Origin of the sequence: Flavobacterium channae, assembly GCF_021172165.1 — a bacterium.
Classification (GTDB): Bacteria; Bacteroidota; Bacteroidia; order Flavobacteriales; family Flavobacteriaceae; genus Flavobacterium; species Flavobacterium channae.
This window is the reverse complement of the sequence record NZ_CP089096.1, coordinates 2,070,882-2,091,787: the sequence shown is the minus strand read 5'-3', so window position 1 is coordinate 2,091,787 and position 20,906 is coordinate 2,070,882. Positions and strand designations below refer to the sequence as shown.

The 20,906-nt window shown below is 31.7% G+C and carries 21 protein-coding genes; 9 read left to right on the top strand and 12 right to left on the bottom strand.

The window, feature by feature from the left end; genetic code table 11:
• Positions 1-52 precede the first annotated feature (52 nt).
• Together murB and recF are read right to left on the bottom strand one after the other, a co-directional pair.
• Positions 53-1,087: a UDP-N-acetylmuramate dehydrogenase gene (murB, locus tag LOS89_RS09755; protein ID WP_255671095.1), complete on the bottom strand. Its 1,035-nt coding sequence runs from the start codon at positions 1,085-1,087 to the stop codon at positions 53-55.
• Between the two features lie 10 nt (positions 1,088-1,097).
• Positions 1,098-2,177 carry a DNA replication/repair protein RecF gene (gene recF / locus LOS89_RS09750; protein ID WP_231835077.1) on the bottom strand — a complete coding sequence of 360 codons (1,080 nt, stop codon included), beginning with the start codon at positions 2,175-2,177 and terminating at the stop codon, positions 1,098-1,100.
• Positions 2,178-2,312: 135 nt separating this feature from the next.
• Between recF and LOS89_RS09745 the strand changes: the two genes are divergently transcribed.
• From LOS89_RS09745 to LOS89_RS09710, 8 genes are all read left to right on the top strand, one after another.
• Positions 2,313-3,098, top strand: coding sequence for a tetratricopeptide repeat protein (locus LOS89_RS09745; RefSeq protein WP_231835076.1), 786 nt, complete (start codon positions 2,313-2,315; stop codon positions 3,096-3,098).
• 2 nt (positions 3,099-3,100) lie between these two features.
• Positions 3,101-3,589 (top strand): 6,7-dimethyl-8-ribityllumazine synthase, encoded by a 489-nt coding sequence (ribH, locus tag LOS89_RS09740; protein WP_231835075.1) that lies wholly within the window; start codon positions 3,101-3,103, stop codon positions 3,587-3,589.
• Between the two features lie 110 nt (positions 3,590-3,699).
• Entirely contained in the window at positions 3,700-3,999 is a 300-nt protein-coding gene (locus LOS89_RS09735; RefSeq protein ID WP_231835074.1) for a hypothetical protein, read from the top strand.
• A gap of 9 nt (positions 4,000-4,008) precedes the next feature.
• Positions 4,009-4,677 (top strand): Crp/Fnr family transcriptional regulator, encoded by a 669-nt coding sequence (locus tag LOS89_RS09730; protein ID WP_231835073.1) that lies wholly within the window; start codon positions 4,009-4,011, stop codon positions 4,675-4,677.
• 82 nt (positions 4,678-4,759) lie between these two features.
• Positions 4,760-6,616 carry a DNA mismatch repair endonuclease MutL gene (mutL, locus tag LOS89_RS09725; protein WP_231835072.1) on the top strand — a complete coding sequence of 619 codons (1,857 nt, stop codon included), beginning with the start codon at positions 4,760-4,762 and terminating at the stop codon, positions 6,614-6,616.
• Positions 6,613-7,410 carry a rhomboid family intramembrane serine protease gene (locus tag LOS89_RS09720; RefSeq protein WP_231835071.1) on the top strand — a complete coding sequence of 266 codons (798 nt, stop codon included), beginning with the start codon at positions 6,613-6,615 and terminating at the stop codon, positions 7,408-7,410. The genes mutL and LOS89_RS09720 overlap by 4 nt, the downstream gene beginning before the upstream one ends.
• Positions 7,411-7,440: 30 nt before the next feature.
• Positions 7,441-8,304 carry a rhomboid family intramembrane serine protease gene (locus LOS89_RS09715; RefSeq protein ID WP_231835070.1) on the top strand — a complete coding sequence of 288 codons (864 nt, stop codon included), beginning with the start codon at positions 7,441-7,443 and terminating at the stop codon, positions 8,302-8,304.
• A gap of 3 nt (positions 8,305-8,307) precedes the next feature.
• Positions 8,308-9,354 (top strand): endonuclease/exonuclease/phosphatase family protein, encoded by a 1,047-nt coding sequence (locus tag LOS89_RS09710; protein ID WP_231835069.1) that lies wholly within the window; start codon positions 8,308-8,310, stop codon positions 9,352-9,354.
• A gap of 1 nt (position 9,355) precedes the next feature.
• On the opposite strand, the gene LOS89_RS09705 is transcribed toward LOS89_RS09710, so the two are convergent.
• The 9 genes from LOS89_RS09705 to LOS89_RS09665 all read right to left on the bottom strand — a co-directional run bounded on the left by LOS89_RS09705 (position 9,356) and on the right by LOS89_RS09665 (position 18,921).
• A complete protein-coding gene (locus LOS89_RS09705) occupies positions 9,356-9,967 on the bottom strand; it encodes a WbqC family protein (protein ID WP_231835068.1) in 612 nt (203 codons plus the stop codon).
• A 57-nt stretch (positions 9,968-10,024) separates the two neighbouring features.
• Complete coding sequence (locus LOS89_RS09700; protein ID WP_231835067.1) at positions 10,025-10,393, bottom strand: four helix bundle protein; 369 nt, start codon at positions 10,391-10,393, stop codon at positions 10,025-10,027.
• A 36-nt stretch (positions 10,394-10,429) separates the two neighbouring features.
• A complete protein-coding gene (gene lepB, locus LOS89_RS09695; protein ID WP_231835066.1) occupies positions 10,430-11,989 on the bottom strand; it encodes a signal peptidase I in 1,560 nt (519 codons plus the stop codon).
• Positions 11,990-12,030: 41 nt separating this feature from the next.
• Positions 12,031-12,732 (bottom strand): 4-hydroxy-tetrahydrodipicolinate reductase, encoded by a 702-nt coding sequence (gene dapB, locus LOS89_RS09690; RefSeq protein WP_231835065.1) that lies wholly within the window; start codon positions 12,730-12,732, stop codon positions 12,031-12,033.
• A 44-nt stretch (positions 12,733-12,776) separates the two neighbouring features.
• Positions 12,777-13,283 carry a DUF5683 domain-containing protein gene (locus LOS89_RS09685; RefSeq protein ID WP_231835064.1) on the bottom strand — a complete coding sequence of 169 codons (507 nt, stop codon included), beginning with the start codon at positions 13,281-13,283 and terminating at the stop codon, positions 12,777-12,779.
• Positions 13,284-13,336: 53 nt separating this feature from the next.
• Positions 13,337-14,236, bottom strand: a complete 900-nt coding sequence (locus LOS89_RS09680) for a ParB/RepB/Spo0J family partition protein (RefSeq protein ID WP_231835063.1) — start codon at positions 14,234-14,236, stop codon at positions 13,337-13,339.
• 9 nt (positions 14,237-14,245) lie between these two features.
• The gene (locus LOS89_RS09675) at positions 14,246-15,010 is read right to left on the bottom strand and encodes a ParA family protein (RefSeq protein ID WP_231835062.1); all 765 of its coding nucleotides are present in this window, start codon (positions 15,008-15,010) and stop codon (positions 14,246-14,248) included.
• 155 nt (positions 15,011-15,165) lie between these two features.
• Positions 15,166-17,601 (bottom strand): T9SS type B sorting domain-containing protein, encoded by a 2,436-nt coding sequence (locus LOS89_RS09670; RefSeq protein WP_231835061.1) that lies wholly within the window; start codon positions 17,599-17,601, stop codon positions 15,166-15,168.
• 192 nt (positions 17,602-17,793) lie between these two features.
• A complete protein-coding gene (locus LOS89_RS09665) occupies positions 17,794-18,921 on the bottom strand; it encodes a methionine aminotransferase (protein WP_231835060.1) in 1,128 nt (375 codons plus the stop codon).
• Between the two features lie 74 nt (positions 18,922-18,995).
• On the opposite strand from LOS89_RS09665, the gene LOS89_RS09660 reads away from it, so the two are divergent.
• On the top strand, positions 18,996-19,556 hold the full coding sequence (locus LOS89_RS09660) for a hypothetical protein (RefSeq protein ID WP_231835059.1): 561 nt from the start codon (positions 18,996-18,998) through the stop codon (positions 19,554-19,556).
• 26 nt (positions 19,557-19,582) lie between these two features.
• On the opposite strand, the gene LOS89_RS09655 is transcribed toward LOS89_RS09660, so the two are convergent.
• On the bottom strand, positions 19,583-20,890 hold the full coding sequence (locus LOS89_RS09655) for an MvaI/BcnI family restriction endonuclease (protein ID WP_231835058.1): 1,308 nt from the start codon (positions 20,888-20,890) through the stop codon (positions 19,583-19,585).
• Between the last annotated feature and the right edge of the window lie 16 nt (positions 20,891-20,906).

Below are 20,906 nucleotides of genomic sequence, written 5' to 3'. Positions count from 1 at the left end.
AAAAAATTAACGCAAAGATTTTAACTTCCAGCTTCCATCACCTAGCTTCTAACTAAATAATATTCACTTCTGCTTCTATCGCAATTCCGAATTTTTCTAAAATCGTTTGTTGAATGTTTCTAGAAAGCGCTACAATTTCGGCTCCAGTTGCCGTTCCGTAATTCACTAAAACTAAGGCTTGATTTTTATGAACTCCAGCATCGCCAAAACGTTTTCCTTTAAAACCAGCTTGTTCAATTAACCAACCGGCAGGAACTTTTACTTCGGTTTCAGAAACTACATAATGTGGCATTTCGGGATGAAGTGATTTTGCTTTTTCGTAAGCTTCTTTTGGAATAATCGGATTTTTAAAGAAACTTCCACTGTTACCTAATTCTTTTGGGTCAGGTAATTTACTTTGACGAATGGCAATTACAGCATTGCTAACGTCTTTTAAGGTTGGGTTTTCTATTCCGTTTTGTTTTAATTCCGTTTCAATTGCACCATAAGTCGTGGAAACTTTATGATTTCTTTTCGTTAATTTAAAACTAACCGAAGTAATGATGTATTGATTTTTCAATTCGTTTTTGAAAACACTTTCACGGTATTCAAATTTACATTGCGCATTGGTAAACGTTTCGATTTCTAATGTTTTCAAATTCAAAGCATCGCAAGTAAACATCGTATCTTTAATTTCAACTCCATATGCTCCAATATTTTGAATTGGAGTTGTACCTACATTTCCAGGAATCAAAGATAAATTTTCTATTCCACCAAAATTTTGATCGATACACCAAAGTACAAATCCGTGCCAATTTTCTCCAGCTTGTGCTTTTACAATTGCAAAATCATCATTTTCTTCAACAATTTCTCTTCCTTTTAAATTTACATGAACTACAAGTTTTTCAATATCTTGCGTTAAAAGCATGTTGCTTCCGCCACCTAATATAAAGATGTCATTGTTTTTAGAAATGATTTCTTTTAAATCTGCAATTGAAGTTGCCGAAACAAATTGTTTAGCTTTAGCTTCTATTCCAAAAGTATTGTAGTTTTTTAAAGAGAAATTGGTTTGAATATTCATCGTTGAATAATTTTTTTCAAATGTAATATTATGAATTTTAAATCGGAAATATTTTATACGATTGATGTGTTTCCTTAATAATCATTTCAGTTCTTTCAGCATGAGTATCCGAAATGAAAATTTGTCCAAAAACAGCGTCATTTACCATTTCTACGATTTTTTGAACACGTGTTTCGTCTAGTTTGTCAAAAATATCATCAAAAAGTAAAATAGGTAATTCGCCACTTTGCTTTTTCATGAATTCAAACTGTGCTAACTTTAGTGCAATTAGAAATGATTTTTGTTGTCCTTGGGAACCGAATTTTTTAATTGGGAAACCGTCAATTTCAAAAATCAAATCGTCTTTATGAATTCCAGTACTTGTATATTGAATGATTCTGTCTTTTTGAAGCGATTCTTCTAAAAGCGATAATAAATCTTTTTCGAACAATTGACTTTCATAGCGTAAAGCAACCGATTCATTTCCGCCCGAAATATTGGTGTGATGCTTTTGGAAAATCGGAATGAAATCGTTTAGAAACTGGTTTCTTTTTTCAAAAATCAATTGTCCGGTTTCGCTCAATTGTTCGTTGTAGATCGATAAATTATCTGCATCAAAAGTCTGGTTTAAAGCGAAGTATTTCAATAAGGCATTGCGTTGTGCCAACGTTTTTTGATATTGAATCAACAATTGCAAATATTGGTTGTCCAATGTTCCGATAACGCTATCAATGAATTTTCTTCTTGTTTCGCTTCCTTCCACAATTAAATCTACATCAGATGGTGAAATAATTACTAAGGGAATTAATCCTAAGTGTTCTGAAAGTTTGTCGTAAACTTTCCCATTTCGCTTAATGGTTTTTTTTTGGCCTTTTTTTAAACTACAAACAATTCTCTCCTCTTTATTGTTTTTCTCAAATAGCGCATCTATCACAAAAAACTCTTCACCATGTTTAATGTTTTGAACGGCTAATGGATTGAAATAGCTTTTGCCATAAGCCAAATGATAAATAGCGTCTAAAATGTTTGTTTTTCCAACACCGTTTTTCCCTACAAAACAATTAATTTTAGCATCAAAATCAAATTCGATTTGGGCTAAATTCTTATAATTAAGTAAAGATAACTGTTTTAAAAACACAATAATTAAGGGGTGTTAAATGACTAAAATTAAGACTTCCTGCAAAAGTAAATTGAAATTCTTAAAAATATCTACAAAAATGGTTTTAAATTTTAATAAAAATTATATTTTTGCACCTCATTAAATTTAAAATAAATGGCAACATATAACAAAAGAGGTTACAAAGCTCCAAAACCAGAAGAAGCTAAAGTTGAAAATGAATTCGAAGAAGTAGATGCTGTTGATGTACAAGATAGTACTACGGCTGAAGTTTTTGATGCATTAGATGAAAAAGCTTCTAGAACAGAAGAGTGGGTAGCTAAAAATCAAAAAGTCCTTTTAAGTATTGTAGGTGCAATTGCAATTGGAACTTTAGGATATTTATTATACAACCGTTTTATTGTTGAACCAAAAGAAGAAAAAGCTGCAAACGAAATTTTCCAAGCGCAACAATACTTTCAACAAGCTGTTGACGCTACTGAGAAAAACGATTCATTATACAATTTAGCACTTAAAGGTGGTGAAGGTAAATTAGGTTTCTTAGGAGTAGCTGAGCAATATTCAGGAACTGCTGCTGGAAATTTAGCTAACTACCACGCTGGTATGGCTTATTTAAATTTAGGTGATTTCAAAAATGCTATCACATATTTAGAAAAATTCAAATCAGAAGATGCAATTTTAAAACCATTAGCATTAGGAGCAATCGGAGATGCTTTTGCTGAAACTAACAAAGTTGATGATGCTATTTCTTACTACAAGAAAGCAGCTGAAGCTTCTGATAATGATTTCACTACGCCAAGATTTTTATTAAAAGCTGCTCAATTAAATTTAACAGCTGGTAAAAAAGAAGAAGCTCACAAATTATTTGTTGAGATTAAAGAGAAATATGAAACTTCTAAAGAAGGAATGAATATTGACGCTTTCATTGCAATGACTGAGTAAGAATGGCAACAGAAAATAAAAATTTATCCAATTACGATAAAAACACAATCCCAAACGCGAAAGATTTTCGGTTTGGGATTATTGTTTCAGAATGGAACGAGCAAGTAACAGAAGGTTTGTATAACGGAGCTTTTGCTGCTTTAACAGATTGTGGTGCTTTACCTGAGAATATTATTCGATGGAATGTGCCAGGAAGTTTTGAATTGATTTTTGGTGCACGTCAAATGCATGAAAAATTAGACCTTGATGCAGTTATTGTTATAGGTTGTGTAATCAAAGGAGAAACAATGCATTTCGAGTTTGTGTGCGAAGGTGTAACACAAGGAATGAAAGATTTGAATTTGTTATACGATGTACCAACAATCTTTTGTGTTTTAACAGATAACAATATGCAACAATCGATTGATAGAAGTGGTGGTAAACACGGAAATAAAGGTGTAGAAGCTGCAATTGCTGCAATCAAAATGGTTGACTTAAATAGGAAGTCTTAAACTTTATAAAATTTTAAATATAAAATCCCGCTTTATGGCGGGATTTTTGTTAACAAATAATTAGAAGTAAAAAGTATTTAATTTGTTAAATTTGAAAAAAATAATGCGTTATGTTTAAGTTCGGAAGAGGTTCGTTTAAATTACCACAGAATAAGAAATTTAACTATACACCTCGACACTATAAAGGCAAAGAAATAGATAATCCATTCGATTTTGATTCTTCTATCAGAAGAGATCGCGAGTCGGTTAATTACAATGATTTTAGAGCGCATTGGAGTGAAGCTCGTACAAATAGTAGACATAGAGGTAATCGTCATTTTAATATGCGTATTATGATTATTGTTTTAATTCTACTGTTTATTTTTATGTATGTAATTGATTTTGATTTATCAATTTTTAAAAGAAGATAAAAAGCTGCTATGAATAATGCTATATGGTTTTTTGATAATATTGATGTTTTTCAAATTCTTTGTCCTCATAAATTCAAAGATTATAAGAAAGACCATTCTTTTGATTATTTCAAAAAAGGAGACTACATCTATTTTGAAAATGATATAGCAAATAAAGTCTTTTTGATAAATTCGGGTAAAATAAAAGTAGGGTATGTTACTGAAGATGGAGATGAAATAATTACGGCCATTTTATCTAAAGGACAAATTTTTGGTGAAAAAGCTATTTTAGGAGAAGAAAAACGCAACGAATTTGCACAAGCGCTAGATAATGAAGTTTCAACTTGTGTAGTTTCGTTAGATATGATGCATGAACTCCTAAGACGTAACTCGGCATTTAGTATTTCAATTTATAAATTTATCGGATATCGATTTAAAAAGTTGGAAAGAAGATTGCAGATTATGCTTTTTAAAGATGCTAAAACTCGTTTGATGGAATTTTTAAAAGAATTGTCTGAGGATTATGGATTTAAAAATGCCGTTACAGGTGATACGGTAATAAAACATCCATTTACACAAAAAGAAATAGCATCACTAATCGGCTTATCTCGTCCAACGCTGAATGTTCTAATTAACGAACTTCAAGACGAAAAAGTTTTGTCGTTTGAACGAAAACAAATCATATTGTTTAAAAAATAATAGTTGCAAAGGGTTATTCGTTATAAAACCCCATTTAAATTCTTTATTTTTGCAATTCACCTAAATTCATATTTTAAGTCTAATGGCTGCTAGTATAATCCAACTTTTACCTGATCATGTTGCCAACCAAATCGCTGCCGGAGAAGTAGTTCAAAGACCTGCATCGGTTGTTAAAGAATTGCTTGAAAATGCGGTTGATGCAAAATCGTCTGATATTAAGTTAATTGTAAAAGAGGCTGGAAAAACCTTAGTGCAAGTTATTGATAATGGTTTAGGAATGAACACGACCGACGCTCGTTTGTGTTTCGAACGTCATGCTACTTCAAAAATTAGAAAAGCAGAAGATTTATTTGATTTACATACCAAAGGATTCCGTGGTGAAGCATTGGCATCAATTGCTGCAATTGCACATGTTGAAATGAAAACCAAGCAAGATCAAGAAGAGTTAGGGACGCATATCATTATGGAAGGAAGCAAATTAGTAACACAAGAAGTTGCTGTTTTGCCAAAAGGAACTTCATTTGCCGTAAAGAATTTATTTTTCAATATTCCTGCTCGAAGAAATTTTTTAAAATCAGAAACTGTTGAATTTCGTCATGTAATGGATGAATTTCAGCGTGTGGCAATGGCACATCCGTCAATTTCGTTTACATTAATTCACAACGGAAGTGAATTATACAATTTGCCAAGTTCAAATTATCGCCAGCGAATTGTTAATATTTTTGGTGGAAAAACTAATGAAAAATTAGTTCCAGTTTCAGAAGATACGGAGTTGATTAAAATTTCGGGCTTTGTTGGAAAACCAGAATTTGCAAAAAAGAGTAGAGGAGAGCAGTTTTTCTTTGTAAACGACCGTTATATTAAAAGTGCTTATTTGCATCATGCCATTATGAGTGCTTATGAAGGTTTGTTAAAAGAAGGCAATCAGCCAAGTTATTTCTTGTATTTGCAAGTGCCACCAAACACTATTGATATTAATATTCATCCAACTAAAACTGAAATTAAGTTTGATGATGAGCATTCGTTATACGCTATTTTACGTTCTGCTGTTAAACATAGTTTAGGGCAATTTAATGTGGCGCCAGTTTTGGATTTTGAACGCGATGCCAATTTAGATACACCATATCAGTATAAAAATAAAGAAGCCGATTTTCCAACAATACAAGTGGATTCTAATTTTAATCCGTTTGCTAACGAGAAACCAGAAGCAAAATCACTTTCGTCTTTTGGAAGTTATAAACGAGAAACTTCAACCGCTAGTTGGGAAAGTTTGTATGTAGGTTTAAAACAAGAAACACAAGAATTAGAGCAGTTTTCATTTGAAAGCGAAGAAGTAACTGGAAAATTATTTGATGATGAACCAGAGGAAACAAAAACATCTTCTACGTATCAAATTCATAAAAAATATATAGTTAGTGCTATTAAATCAGGAATGTTAGTTATTGATCAAGGTAGAGCACATCAGCGTGTTTTGTACGAACAATTTTTAACTAATATTACGGTTCAAAAAGCATCGAGTCAACAATTGTTATTTCCATTGGAATTGTATTTTTCTTCAGATGAAATGACGTTGTTAACTGAATTACAATCATCATTAGAAAACACAGGTTTTGTTTTTGATAAGTTCAATACCGATTCAGTTCAGATTTCAGGTTTGCCAATTGGAATGGCTGAAAGTGAAGTTACAATTGTTTTGGAAGAATTAATTAGTAACTTACAAAATGAAATTCCAGAAAGTAGTTTTTCTCAAAGTGATAGTATTGCCAAATCAATGGCAAAAAGTATGGCGGTAAAAACGGGGACTTACCTAACAGATAAAGAACAAGAGAATTTAGTAAATTCGTTATTTGCTTGTAAAGATCCAAATGTTTCCCCGTTTCAAAAACCCACATTTATTACCTTAACGGTAGAAGATTTAGATAAAAGATTTGCCTTATGATGAATATGACCGAAACAGTAAAACAGTTATTAATTATTAACGTTTTATTTTTTATAGGAAGTTATTTTGTGCCTCAAGCGAATGAGTTATTGTCACTTCATTATTTTGAAAGTGATGGTTTTAAATTTTGGCAACCTATCACGCACATGTTCATGCATGGAAGTTTGATGCATATTTTCTTTAATATGTTCGCGTTGGTTTCGTTTGGTAGTGCATTAGAACATTTTTGGGGGCCAAAGAAGTTTTTGTTTTTCTATTTTTCTTGTGGATTAGGTGCTGCTTTATTACAATCAGGAATAAATTATTATGAATTCCATTCTTTATTAAATCAATTGTCTGATATGTCAATTTCTTCTGCGGATTTACATAAGATGTTAAATGCAAATATGTCAGATGGTTTTTCATTTAGAGGGGAATTATTATATGAAAATGCTAAGCCAATAATTGAAAAATATAGTTTTAATAGTGATTCATTTTCAATATTATTTCAAGCTGCTTGTCAGAATCAATCAACAATGGTTGGAGCTTCTGGAGCTATTTACGGTTTGTTAGTTGCTTTCGCTTTCATGTTTCCAAATGCGGAATTAGCTTTAATGTTTATTCCAGTTCCCATAAAAGCCAAATATTTTGTTCCAGTAATTGTATTGTTGGACTTATTTTCTGGAGTAACAGGTTATAGTATTTTTGGTGGTGGAATTGCACATTTTGCTCACGTTGGAGGTGCTTTAATTGGTTTTATCATGATGTGGTACTGGAAGAAAAATCAATTCAATCAAAATCGTTGGGATAGATAGGTTTAGAAAATTGAATAAAGAAAATAGAACATGAACATTCTAGACGATTTAAAATTACAATACAAAACAGGTGGCATTGTGCAAAAGTTAATCTTTTGCAACATTGTTGTTTTTGTATTTTTTGCTTTGTTAGATGTGATTTTAAAACTGTCTAAAATAAACTTTGGATATTACAATTATATAGCGTTATCGTCGCTGCCTGATGAGTTTCTAATGAAGCCATGGACGTTGATTACGTTTAATTTTATGCATGCCGGATTTTTGCATTTGTTTTTTAACTTGATGGTGCTTCATTTTTCAGGAAGGTTATTCAATACTTATTTTACAGATAAGCAGTTATTAGGGGTTTATGTTTTAGGAGGTGTTTTTTCTGGACTCACCTATATTTTATCATATCTTTTCATAGACAAAGCAGGATTGTTAGTTGGTGCTAGTGGTGCAATAATGGCTATTTTGATTGCCACAACTACTTATGCGCCTTTTATGTTGTTGCGTATTCCTTTGATAGGAATTGTGAAATTATGGCATGTAGCATTTGTGATTTTATTTATCGATTTAATTCAGCTTCCATTGGATAATACCGGTGGACATATTGCGCATTTAGGTGGCGCTTTGTTTGGTTTTATTTATATTAAAATATTACAATCTGGAACCGATTTAACAAAACCATTTTCTGCTATTTTGGATTTCTTTGCTACATTTTTTAAGCCAAAGAAGAAAACTCCGTTTAAAAAGGTACATCGAAATGATACAAAAAAAAGCGTAAATTCGTTTCAAGATAATAAAGATGTAACTCAAAAACAGATTGATGATATTCTTGATAAAATCAGTAAATCGGGTTACGATAGTTTAACAAAAGAAGAAAAGGAATTCTTATTTAAAGCTGGAAAATAAATCATGCGTAAACAATCATGGTTAAGCAAAATAATGTTTTTTTTAAATATAGTCTTAGCTGTATTGACTTTTCTTGCTTATACGTTACCTTTTCTTACGCCTAAAGCTTTTCCTATATTAAGCGTTTTAACTTTAGGATTACCCTTGTTTTTGTTTTTCAATTTTTTCTTTTTTGTTTATTGGTTACTGCAGTTAAAGCGTTACATGTTGCTGTCTGGTTTGGTATTGTTGCTTGGAATAACATTTATTAATCGGTTTTATAAATTTTCTGAAACAAACTTGCCAAAAGAAGAAACCGATTTTACTTTAATGAGTTACAACGTGCGACTTTTTAATTTGTACGAGTGGCTTCCAAAAGATGATGTTCCGAATCAAATTTCGGAATTGATTGATGAGAAAAATCCTGATATTTTGTGTTTACAAGAGTTTTCTCCAAATGATCAAGTAAATACAGCAATGTTTCCTTACAGTTATGTGAAATTGTATGGTGGAAAAAATAAATACGGTCAGGCAATTTATTCCAATTATAAAATAATAAACAAAGGCGAAATTGAATTTCCGAATTCGAGTAATAATGTTATTTACGTTGATATTTTAAAGCAAAAAGACACTTTGCGCGTGTATAGTATGCACTTGCAATCCATTAAAATAAGTACGGATATTCACGAAAAGTTAGACGAAGAAAAGTCTAAATTTATTTTCAAACGTATGAGTGAAGCTTTTACTATTCAACAACATCAAGCCGAAATTATTAAAGAGCATTTTGAAACGTGCAAACATGCTAAAATTATTTGTGGCGATTTGAATAACAGTGCTTTTTCCTATGTGTACAGAACCATTAAAGGTGATGACATGAAAGATGCTTTTGAAGAGGCGGGTAATGGTTTTGGTAAATCGTATAATTTTAAATATTATCCTGCTCGAATTGATTATGTATTCGTAGAAAATACAATCGTTGTAAAACAATTTAAAACTATAGATACTTTCTTTCAAAGCGACCATTTTCCACAAATTGCTCGTTTGAATTTAGAGAAAAAATCAGAAGAATAATTTATAGTTTTTGATTTTTTAAATAATCAACTGCGTATCTTCCTTCGTTGAAAAGTAAATCAAGAATGCTAAGGTTATTGATAAAACCATGCTTGTCATTAAATACTTGTGTATATTCTTCTAACTGAGCTGTATCTTTTTTTCCGTTAGCTAAGTGTCTGAAATCAGCAAATTCTGGAACTTCATGAAAGAATTCTGTTGTTTTTTCAGGAGAAATTGTGATTCCTAATGCATCATTTACAAGTTCGAATACTTCTAAATTCAAATCCATTAAAAACTCATGGTTCTTTTCAAATAAAGGACGAAAATCATCTTCAAAATATTCAAAAAAAGGAGAAGTTCTGTAAGCCGCTTCTAATGATTTAAAGTGATTCTTTTGCCATCCAAAATCATTCTCTATTCGAACATCTTTATATTTTTGGTGTTTCTCTGTAGCATGTTTTACAGGAATATTCAACATTTGAATGCCATTTGGACTATAAATATACATCCTGTTTCTGTTGGTTTGTTTTTGGAAATTGTCTTCCATTTCAAACGTAACAGCATCAGCATTAATCATGGCAACGTAATGACTAATTGATGGAAAATAAGTTGGATGTATAAGGATATTCATTTGTAATGTAAAATTGTTGAATTGATGAACTGTTAAATTGTTTAATCGTTGAATTGATTAATTGTTATTTTTTAGAATATAATTTCTTAACGAATTCAATTTGTTTGTAATACTGTTTATTTGATTTCTACAGTCTAGATAGCTAGATTCATTAATATAGTTTAATTCGAAAGAAAGAATTAATTGGTTTAAAACTTCCATAGTTGAACTATATGACATAGAAATAAAATGCGCTTTATCTTTATCCGATATTCTTGATGTTCCTTCTGCTATATTTGAGCAAATTGAAACCGAAGCTCTTCTTAATTGCGAAACAAGTCCAAACTTTTCACTTTCTGGAAAAGATAATGTTAAGCTGTAAATTGATTTTGTTAATTCTTTGGCTTCAATCCAAACATCTAATTTTTCAAATGAAAATTTATGCATTGCTTTTGACAATTAAACAGTTTAACATTTAATCAATTAAACATTAGTTTCTTCTTTCTTTTTCTTCTTTTTTCTGAAGTAATCAAAACCAAGGTAAGCTGCTAATGCAATTAAGAAATATTGGAAATATGATTTTGGTTGACCGTCTCCGCTAACAGTAGTAAATAATCTGTCCCAACGAATTCTCCAGTTTTTTAGGCCATCGTTAATTCCATCGATACTCATCCAAATGAAGATTGGTTTACCAACAATATGATCAGCAGGTACAAATCCCCAATAACGAGAATCTAAAGAGTTATGACGGTTGTCTCCCATCATCCAAAAGTAATCTTTGTCAAAAGTATATGATGTTACTACTTTACCATCAATTCTAATTTCATTTCCGTTTACTTTTAAATCTTTGCCTTCGTATTCGCTGATGATTTTCTTGTAAAATGGTAAGGTTTCTTTGTTTAATTCTACAGTTTTTCCTGCCTCAGGAATGTAAATTGGACCTAAATTATCTACATTCCAATCCATAGTTCCTGGGAAAATAGTCTTATCAGTTCCTTTGTGAATGATACGTTCTACCTTAGTTAATCCAGGAATATTTCTTAATCTATCTACTGAGGATTGTGGTAAAGCACTAAAAACTAATGTGTCATTTGCAATTTGACCAAAAGCATCTGTGATGTTTAGTTCTTTTTTGATATAATCTAAATCAACAGGAGTTTTTCCGTCCCAAGCAACTTTATATGAATACTGCGGTTTTGCTCTTTCCGGAAGAATTGATTCTTTTCCATTAATGAAAATAATACCATCTTTGATTTCTATTTTATCACCAGGAATTGCCGTGCAACGTTTTACATAGTTCGTTTTTTTGTCAATCGGTTTATCATATCTTTTGTCTGCCGCTTTGTACATGTGAAACAAGGTATCTGCTGGCCAGTTGAAAACCACAATGTCATTACGTTCTATTTTTTGTAATGCAGGAAAACGAAAATAAGGTAATGAAGGTTTTGCTAAATATGATTTTGTTTTAATGATTGGTAAAGTATCGTGAACCATTGGAGCGGCAATTGGTGTCATTGGTGTTCTAGCTCCGTAATGGAATTTACTTACAAATAAAAAGTCACCAACTAACAACGATTTTTCTAACGATGAGGTTGGAATTGTGTATGGTTGAATGAAATAGGTGTGAACCAAAGTAGCTACTACAATAGCAAATGAAAGCGAACCTAATGTATCCATTGTTTTGTTTGGCGCTTTCAAATCACGATTAGCAAAATAAGTAGTTTCTTGAGTGTAATTCACATATGCGATATAAAATCCAAGAGTAACCACTCCTAAAACCATATCTAAAGTTGATTTTTTACCAAAAGTTCGTAAGGTTTCAATCCAAATAATTGGAAATAAAAACAAATTGATAACCGGAATAAAAAGTAATAAAATCCAATATTTTGGACGGTTGATAATTTGCATTAATACAATTCCGTTGTAAACTGGAACAAAAGCTTCCCAAGCTTTTCTGCCTGCTTTTTCATATAATTTCCAAGTTCCAATTCCGTGTATTACTTGAACTAATAAGATAAAGATTAACCAACCTGATATTTCCATTTTTAATATCGTTTAATTGTTAAATTGTATAATTGTTTGTTTTAGTTTAACCCCAAAACATCCTTCATTGTGAAAACCCCTTTTTTACCAACTATCCATTCTGCAGCAACTACAGCTCCTAAAGCAAAACCTTCTCTGCTGTGTGCTGTGTGTTTGATTTCAATTTGGTCAACTTCGCTATCATAAAAGATACTGTGTGTTCCAGGAACGTTTTCAATACGTTTTGCCTCAATATGAATTTCGTTACTTATAGGTGTTTCTAACGTCCAATTTGCATAATCCGAATGTTTGATAACACCTTCTGCTAACGAAATTGCTGTTCCACTTGGAGCGTCTAATTTTTGAGTATGATGAATTTCTTCCATTGAAACTTTATATTGTTTCAAATTTGACATCATCTTAGCTAAATATTCATTTAGTTCAAAAAAGATGTTTACTCCTAAACTAAAATTAGAACCATAAATAAAACTTCCATTCTTAGCTTCGCATAAATCAACCATTGCTTGATATTTTGCTAACCAACCAGTTGTTCCTGAAATTACAGGAATTCCGTTGTTTAAACATTCTGAAATATTCGCAACTGCACTATCTGGAACACTAAAATCAATTGCAACATCGGCTAATAATAAACCATCGAAAGTTGAATCTTGGTCTTTTTTTAGTACAATTTCATGTCCTCTCTCCAAAGCTATTCTTTCAATAACTTTTCCCATTTTTCCGTATCCTAAAAGTGCAATTTTCATGTTGGTTAGTAGTAGTGTTGATTAGATTGTTACCTAATATTTTGTTAAAAACTATAAGTTAGTGTCATCCCATAATTGAATCTGTAATCTATTTGATTTTGATTCATGTCTGGTTTTATTGAAAGATTATCATTAACATTGAATTGCATTAAGTGTGCGTCAATGTTAGCGTCTACAATGTTAAGTATGTAAATTCCAGCAGTTATTAATGCTGATAAATCTCTATTTCTTTGGTGAAATTTTTGAGCACGAATTAATCGGTCATTGTCTAAAGTTCCGTAAATAGGATGATTAGGATTAGATGTTCCGTCTAATCTTCTTTTATACTCGTCGCGATATTCATGGTATTTATTTTGATTAAAAGTATAATAATAAATTCCAGCACCTAATCCAGCATATACCAGAGGGATTTTCCAATACTTTTTATTGTATGCTTGCCCAAGTCCAGGTAAAAGAGCCGAATAAAAAGCTGCTCTTGCTGGGCGATTCGGATCGATAACAACTTTTACAGTGTCAGCTGTATGCATCGATAATTCTTTTTGTGCATTCATTTGAGTACTCAAAAAAAGACACGTAAGAATAAATATGTAACGGAGAACTTTCACTAAGAATTGATTAGTTTTAAGATACGATTAAAATCTTCTTCCGAATGAAAAGGAATCGTAATTTTTCCTTTACCATTTCCAGCCACTTTTACATCAACTTTAGTCCCGAAATAATTAGCAAATGCTTTTTTCTCGTCTTCGTTAATGTCAAATGAATTTCCTTTTGCAGGTTTTCCTGTTTTTGGTTTTAAACTATCTTGATAATTTTTAACTAAAGCTTCTGTTTCTCTTACCGAAAGATTTTGAGTAACTACTTTATGGTAAATATCGCTTTGAACGTCTTGATTTTCAATATTAATTAAAGCTCTACCATGACCCATTGAAATAAAACCGTCACGCATTCCTGTTTGAATGATTGGGTCTAATTTCAATAAACGTAAATAGTTGGTAATTGTAGAACGTTTTTTTCCTACACGTTCACTCAATTCTTCTTGAGTTAAATTGATTTCATCAATTAATCGTTGATACGAAATTGCAACCTCGATAGGATCTAAGTCATGACGTTGAATGTTTTCAACTAATGCCATAACTAGCGATTCGTTATCGTTTGCTAATCGGATGTAAGCTGGTATTGTTTTTAAACCAATAGATTTTGAAGCTCGTAAACGACGCTCTCCAGAAATTAATTGGAATTTATTAAAGTCTAATTTTCGGACAGTAATAGGTTGAATTACGCCCAATTCTTTAATCGATTTGGCTAATTCTTGTAATGTTTCTTCATTGAAATTGGTTCTCGGTTGAAACGGATTAATCTCAATCGATTCAATATCTAATTCAATAATATTTCCTACTACTTTATCTGCGTTTTTATCCTCTACCGATTTAATATCGTTTTCCGGATCTTTCAATAAAGCCGATAATCCTCTTCCTAAGGCTTGTTTTTTTACCGCTTTTGTCATCTTCCTTTATTATTGATTTTTCTTAATAATTTCTTCAGCTAAGTTCAAATAATTTGCAGCTCCTTTACTTGTAGCGTCATAATTAATGATGCTTTCTCCAAAACTTGGCGCTTCACTTAGTTTAATATTTCTTTGAATTACAGTTTCAAACACCATATCGTTAAAGTGTTTTTGTACTTCTTCTACAACTTGATTTGATAAACGTAAACGCGAATCGTACATTGTTAACAACAATCCTTCAATATCTAAATTAGGATTGTGGATTTTTTGCACACTTTTGATTGTGTTTAATAATTTGCCTAATCCTTCTAATGCAAAATATTCGCATTGAATCGGAATTACAACACTATCTGCAGCTGTTAAAGCATTCAATGTTAATAATCCTAAAGAAGGAGCACAGTCGATTAAAATGTAATCGTATTTATCTTTTACACTTTCCAATGCTTTTTTCAGCATGTACTCACGATTTTCTTTATCTACTAATTCAATTTCGATTGCCACCAAGTCGATATGAGCTGGAATCACCGAAACATTTGGTGCCGAACAAGAAACAGTTGCTTCATCTGGAGTAGCACTATGTTCTAGAACTTGATATGAACCAATTTCAACACTTTCTACATCAATACCTAAACCCGAACTAGCATTTGCTTGAGGGTCGGCATCAATTAAAAGTACTTTTTTTTCTAAAACACCAAGAGACGCAGCTAAGTTAACAGAGGTTGTTGTTTTTCCAACACCACCTTTTTGATTGGCAATTGCAATGATTTTACCCATTTGACAGTTAAAAATTTTAAGTGGTAAAAATACAATTATTTATGGTTTTTTCAAGCCAATTTTGTTAACAATGGGTTAAAGTCTAACGTAACTGATTTACAGTGTGATAAATAGTGGTTTAAAATAATTGTAATTACTGTATTTTTCTCCTTTTTCTAGCGAATTAAACTAAAATTTGATCGATATGATTTGTCAATTCCATTATCCTGATATTCAATCAAAAACCAGTAATCCGTAGAAGGTAATTTATGACCATTTAATGTCCCATCCCATGCAGAATTTGATGGATTTAGTTGTGTAATAAGTTTTCCAAATCTATCAAAAATTGAAATTTTCCATTTTTCATAAATATCTATTCCCGCTATCATCCAAAAATCATTAACTCCATCGTTGTTAGGAGTAAAATAGTTAGGAGAATTAATTACAAATACTTCTTCAAATAAAATATTACCACATCCGTTCTGATCCATTACGGATATAATATGATTACCAGCACTTACATTTTCAAAAACATTACTTTCTTGAAGATTTCCATTATCTAATTGGTAATAATAGTTGCCTGGTGGATTTGCATTAATTGTTATTATTTGATTTTCTGTAAAAGCACCAGTTATAGAATAGTCAAAATCATTGAGTGCTGATTCCAAAACAATTGTATTTATTGTTTGGGAGTTTGCACATGAACCTAGGTTTGGTGTAAAAGTATAACTTCCAGAAGTTAAATTGTCAATAACCGATGGCGACCAAGTTCCTGTTATGCCATTTGGTGATGTATTTGGTAAGATTGGTGGATTTTCACCTGAACAAAATGTTATTACATCTTCAAAATCTGGTGTAAAATCGTTTCCAACCGTAATATTTATTTGAAATGGAAGAATATTTTCACAGGTTCCAGTTTGTGGTGTAAATGTATAGGTAGTGGTTCCAGAGATGCTTGTGTCAATTGTGGAAGGATTCCAAATTCCAGAAATTGGAGTGGTATTCGAAGACATTAAAGGCAGTACTTCAGGTGTTGCATTTAAACAATATGAAGTAGTAATATTCTGAAAAATTAATGTAATTGTGGTTAAAGGAGTTACAGTTACTATAATGGTTTCTGGATTTCCTTCACAACCATTTAAAATTGGTGTTACAGTGTAAGTTACAGTTCCGGAAGTAGTTCCATTATATTGTAATGTTTGATTAATATTTGTTCCCGAACCATTTGAAAATCCAGTAACATCTGAAGAAGTTGCCGTCCAATTTAAAGTTGCATTTGTATCGGAAGAAATTAGAGAAATATTCGTACTTGTATTGGTACAGATACTCATTGAACCTGAAGCGGAAACTGTAATTGGTTGTAATAATGAAACGGCTGTTCTTGTATTACTAATACATCCACTTGTAGTAGTAATTGTTTCTGCGTAATAGGTTCCTATTGTAGATGGTGTAAAAGAGGTTGAATTTGCTAATAAAAGAGTTCCATTTACAGGACTATCATACCAGTTGACACTCTCTCCAGGCAAAACACTTACACTTAAACTTGTTGCTTGATTTGTGCAAAAACGTTGGTCACCATTTGAAGTAGGTGCATTAGGTAACGGAATAAAAATAACACTATAAACATCTGAAAAAGTAGAACAGAACGGATTATTTAAATTGGCAATATCTTGTGCTACTTTTACACGATAATAGGTAGTAGATGTTATATTTGGAATCGTATAATTTGCACTGTTTTCGCCTGGTATATCATTAAAATTCACATTGTCGCTACTTTGTTGCCATTGGTAAACATGCGATATGGCTCCCGTAGTAACAACTTGTAAATTAGGATTAGTAACACTTGAGTTTTGACAGATAGTCATAGTGTTTCCAGATGATGTAGTATTATTAATTATACTATTTTCGCCACAGGCTCTAAACATAATGTCATCAATGGCTAAATCGTTTCCACAGCCACCACCGCCATTATTTCGCATTTTTAAGATTACAGAAGTTTGACCAGCTGGCATCGTAAATACTAAACCGAACTGATTCCAAATTGGAGTTGATGTTCCTGCAATATTGCCAGTATTTCCCGAACGTAATAAAGTGGTGTCAGTTTCATCCCAAATTTCGAAAGTAACATTGATTGGAATTCCAGAGCCTGGACATGCTCCAGAAGCTGCATTGTAGATATTTAAAAGCCAAGCAGAGAATTCGAAACGAGTGTTACTACATAATCCTGTAACAGTTCTTCTATAAAATTGTCCAGGAGTGTTACTTGCGTTTACAATTAGACATTTTCCGTTAATTCCATCTGGTTCATTATCAGGAGTTCTATCAAGTGAAAAATGCCAATTGATAGTATTAGGAATTAAATTGGTTCTATTGTACAAAGTGTATTGTCCATCATCTGGAAATCCTGAATTCACATAAGTATAATTGGTAACGCCAACAGGTAACGCAGGACCGTAATTATTGCCACTTCCAAAGTTTTCTAAAAAAATTGGTGCACCTTTACTGCCAGAACAAAATCCCAACTGTCCAAATGAAAGGATAGAATAAAAAAACAAAAAAGTAAAAAAGTAAAATTCCTTTATTTTTAGCAACATCTTTTTTTGGATATTCATAATCTTTTAAAATTAGAACATTTTTTTGAAAGTTAGAATAGAGGTTCTGTAATAAAAACTATACAAATAATCTAGAGGGAATTAACATTACACTAGTTGGTTTTATTAGTTGTTCCAAAGATTAGAAAGTTATCCTGTATAGGTCTTGTTTAGGTCAAATATCAATTTTATGAGTAAGAAAAATTATCAATTTTAAATTGAACACAATTTTTCCGCTGCAGCAATCAACGTTTCATCTGTTTTGGCAAAACAAAATCGCAACATGTGTTTGTCGGTTACATCTTCATAAAAAACTGAAATTGGAATAGCGGCAACGCCATTTTCAATGATCAATTTTCTTGCAAAATCCACATCATTTTCTTTTGAAATTGCATTGTAATTCACAACCTGAAAATACGTTCCATCACAAGGCATCAATTCAAAACGACTATTTTTTATAAGTCCTTGAAACAAATCACGTTTGCGTTGGTACATTTTCGAAACTTCACTAAAATCGACCACATCCATATATTCCGAAATGGCATGTTGTGAAAAACTGTTCACACTGAACACTAAAAACTGATGTACTTTTTTCATTTCGTACATTAAATTTTCAGGAGCAATTAAATAACCCACTTTCCAACCGGTAACGTGTAACGATTTTCCAAAAGAAGAAGCAATAACGGTTCTGTGTTTTAATTTTTCTCTAGTATTGAAGGAAATATGCGGTTGTGTAAACGTAATGTATTCGTATACTTCATCACCTAAAATTAAAATTTCAGGATGTTTTTCTAATATCGTTTCTAAAGCTTCAAAATCACTTTCTGTCCAAATTCTACCCGTAGGATTGTGCGGATTATTCACCACAATCATTTTGGTTTTTGACGTAATCGCAGCTTCAATTTTATTGAAATTAGGCGTGTAATCTAAATTCAATGAAACACGAACAGGTTTTCCACCAGCTACTAAAACCGAAGGTTCGTAACTGTCATAACTAGGGTCTAAAATCAACACTTCATCACCTTGATTTACAAACGTATTAATCGCAGTAAATACACCTTGTGTCGCTCCAGCTGTAATCAACATTTCAGTCGCTGTATTGACTTTTCGGTTGTATTGTTGCAACGTTTGATTTGCAATTTTTTCCAACAAAGAAGGTAAACCTGCCATAGGCGTATACTGATGAATATTCGAACGAATTAAGCGCTCCGAAATTTGTAATAAACGTTCGTCTTCTGGGAAATTTGGAAAACCTTGCGATAAATTAATTGCTCCGTGTTCGTTCGCTAATTGCGACATTACAGAGAATATACTAGTGGTGATGTTGGGTAATTTTGACATGAAGCAAAAATATAAAAAATATACACGTTCTAATTTCTTCAAATTACTTTATTTTGTGATTTAATTCTGAGATTTTGAACATAATAATTCTAACACCGATGGAAATTGAGCGTGAAAAAGTCCTAAACGCTTTGGCTCGAATTCCAAATTTGAATCATACTTACGAAGTAATTGTATCTGGAATTGGTCGTGAAAGTACAGCTAAAGCGATGATGCATTTGCCAGCACATGATGTTTGCGTTTTAATGGGTTTTGCTGCTGTAGTTGGAAAAGCGAGTCATTTGCCAGAATATTTGCAGTTAGGAAAACCAATAGAAATTACCAATGCTTCGCTATATGGTTACGAAGGTGGTTTGTTTGAAAACGGAAAACCCATCATTACCGAAGCACCAAAACTCAACTTACCTTGTTTGTCTTCTCTAACTTCTGATAAGTTTGTAAGAACAACCGATTTAGCCGAAAAAACGGTTGTAAATATGGAAGATTATACGTTTAAATATTTGAAAAAGCCACAAGATTTTATCGTGCGTATCATCTCCGATTTTTTACCACACGAAACCGAAATCGACTTTTTTGAAGAAGTGAAAAGTATTGATTTTTTGGAGGGTGTGAAGGCGGTGGATGGAATAAAATAAGAAAACCAGCTGTGAGGTTGGTTCTTTTAAATAGTAATATCTATTATTTCATTTTTTTTATAAAGATTAGGTAAGTATTCAGATTTAATTCTAAACTGACTTCTTTTCTTTATCTTAGGTTTTGTCGACATATCCTCTAATTTAATTCCTGGATCATAATAAATATTTCCTTTTGATATTTCTTTCAAAAAGAAAAGAAAATCTGTACCAGTTCCAAGAATTACTTTACTTCCATAATGGTAGTTTCTGCCTTCGTTTATTTTTAGAATAGATGGAACATAACATGCTTGATTATGTTTTCTATTCCAGTGTAAAAGCATTGATGCAAAGCTCCAAGCGGCAGTTTCATTTTGATTACTATCTAATAATGCAATGCGTCCATTTGTATCCCTAATCTTGCCTTCTTTTGAATCAAAACCAATTAGTTGAAGAGTAAGATTTGTTCTGCTATGTAAAACCCCAATCTTATGTATGCCACCAAAATTCATTCTATCAGGTTTTCCACTAACGTCAGGATAGCCATATTTAAGTATAAATTCTTCTACACCATTTGTTTTGTAAAATCCATCTGTTGGTTCAGGAGTCATTAAAGTTATAATTTTTGAATTAATTCTATTGAAATTTACTACTCCAAATTGTTTGATTTCCCATCCCAGATAATCGGGTTCGGAATAGCCGTTTGGTGTAATTCCAAGTTCAGCCTCAAGAGTGTATCCTCCACAATTAGATGATTCACATGATAATAGATTTCCATTTGTATCTAGTCTTTTTGATTTTATCCATCCAAGATTATGAATTCTATTTAACTCAATTATTAGTTTTTGTCTATTATCTTGAAATATAGGTAGTTCAAAATATTTAAATATTCCATGATTTTTAATTTCTGAAAGTTGATTTACTTCATTAGCAATTTCAGATTCAGATGAAACTACATAACCAAGTACTTTGCCATTTCCAGAAACGCTTAAGAAAAGAATTCTTCCTTTCAATCTTGATCTCATCAATTCTGAAGGAGCATCTTTACAACCTTGTAAAAAACCTGAAAATCTAACTTCAGGATATTTTGGATAAAGTATTAATTGAGATTTTGGTGCCTCAATTAGTGATCCATCTTCTTTAATCCAAGAGAAAATTATTTTTGCTTTAAATCGTTCTTTTTTCCAATCACCTTGAGGCTCTGTTTTTATCTCTGTTATTGGTAAAATATTTAAAACTTCAAAGTTTCCCCCAAAATATACTTGATTTTTAGAATTATCGTTTGGGGATAAATATTTTAAATATATCTTATTGCATCCATGGGAAGAAAATATTTTTTTTAACTGAGTTAAATTCATATTGGATATTTATAAA

Coding starts and splice junctions, on each gene's coding strand:
- LOS89_RS09745 (WP_231835076.1), top strand. CDS start 2,313: ATGGCAACATATAACAAAAGAGGTTACAAAGCTCCAAAACCAGAAGAA.
- ribH (WP_231835075.1), top strand. CDS start 3,101: ATGGCAACAGAAAATAAAAATTTATCCAATTACGATAAAAACACAATC.
- LOS89_RS09735 (WP_231835074.1), top strand. CDS start 3,700: ATGTTTAAGTTCGGAAGAGGTTCGTTTAAATTACCACAGAATAAGAAA.
- LOS89_RS09730 (WP_231835073.1), top strand. CDS start 4,009: ATGAATAATGCTATATGGTTTTTTGATAATATTGATGTTTTTCAAATT.
- mutL (WP_231835072.1), top strand. CDS start 4,760: ATGGCTGCTAGTATAATCCAACTTTTACCTGATCATGTTGCCAACCAA.
- LOS89_RS09720 (WP_231835071.1), top strand. CDS start 6,613: ATGATGAATATGACCGAAACAGTAAAACAGTTATTAATTATTAACGTT.
- LOS89_RS09715 (WP_231835070.1), top strand. CDS start 7,441: ATGAACATTCTAGACGATTTAAAATTACAATACAAAACAGGTGGCATT.
- LOS89_RS09710 (WP_231835069.1), top strand. CDS start 8,308: ATGCGTAAACAATCATGGTTAAGCAAAATAATGTTTTTTTTAAATATA.
- LOS89_RS09705 (WP_231835068.1), bottom strand. CDS start 9,967: ATGAATATCCTTATACATCCAACTTATTTTCCATCAATTAGTCATTAC.
- LOS89_RS09700 (WP_231835067.1), bottom strand. CDS start 10,393: ATGCATAAATTTTCATTTGAAAAATTAGATGTTTGGATTGAAGCCAAA.
- lepB (WP_231835066.1), bottom strand. CDS start 11,989: ATGGAAATATCAGGTTGGTTAATCTTTATCTTATTAGTTCAAGTAATA.
- dapB (WP_231835065.1), bottom strand. CDS start 12,732: ATGAAAATTGCACTTTTAGGATACGGAAAAATGGGAAAAGTTATTGAA.
- LOS89_RS09685 (WP_231835064.1), bottom strand. CDS start 13,283: ATGAATGCACAAAAAGAATTATCGATGCATACAGCTGACACTGTAAAA.
- LOS89_RS09680 (WP_231835063.1), bottom strand. CDS start 14,236: ATGACAAAAGCGGTAAAAAAACAAGCCTTAGGAAGAGGATTATCGGCT.
- LOS89_RS09675 (WP_231835062.1), bottom strand. CDS start 15,010: ATGGGTAAAATCATTGCAATTGCCAATCAAAAAGGTGGTGTTGGAAAA.
- LOS89_RS09670 (WP_231835061.1), bottom strand. CDS start 17,601: ATGAATATCCAAAAAAAGATGTTGCTAAAAATAAAGGAATTTTACTTT.
- LOS89_RS09665 (WP_231835060.1), bottom strand. CDS start 18,921: ATGTCAAAATTACCCAACATCACCACTAGTATATTCTCTGTAATGTCG.
- LOS89_RS09655 (WP_231835058.1), bottom strand. CDS start 20,890: ATGAATTTAACTCAGTTAAAAAAAATATTTTCTTCCCATGGATGCAAT.